We start from the raw sequence: 518 nt of genomic DNA on the forward strand, positions 1-518 counted from the left end.
GCGTTCTGGCCGAAGTCGTCCTCGCTGTGGTCCCGGAAGAGGAGGTTGGGGGCGCGCTTGAACACCACGGCGATTTCCGTGACGCGGCGGCCCAGCCGCTTGCCCGCACGCAGGTAGAACGGCACGCCGTGCCAACGCCGGGTGTTGATGTCCACCCGGATCGCGGCATAAGTCTCGGTGGTGGAGTCGGCGGGAATGCCTTCCTCCTCGAGGTAGCCCTGGACCTGCTCGCCGCCCTGCCAGCCGCCGGCGAACTGACCGCGGGCGGAATGGGTGGACAGGTCCTCCGGCAGCCTGACGGCGGCCAGCACCTTTTCCTTCTCCGCACGCAGGTCATCGGCATTGAAGGAGATGGGCTCCTCCATGGCCGTCAGCGCGAGCAGCTGGAGCAGGTGGTTCTGGATGACGTCGCGGGCGGCGCCGACGCCGTCGTAATAGCCCGCGCGGCCGCCGGTGCCGATGTCCTCGGCCATCGTGATCTGCACGTGGTCCACGTAGTTGGCGTTCCACAGCGGCTC

1 pseudogene is annotated in these 518 nt (G+C 68.3%); it reads right to left on the reverse strand.

The annotated features are described in order from the left end of the window. A pseudogene (locus CXQ90_RS21920) lies at positions 1-518 on the reverse strand (glucose-6-phosphate dehydrogenase); the annotation flags it as partial.

Source organism: Arthrobacter sp. ZGTC131 (assembly GCF_002929275.1).
In the GTDB taxonomy this organism is placed as follows: Bacteria; Actinomycetota; Actinomycetes; order Actinomycetales; family Micrococcaceae; genus Arthrobacter.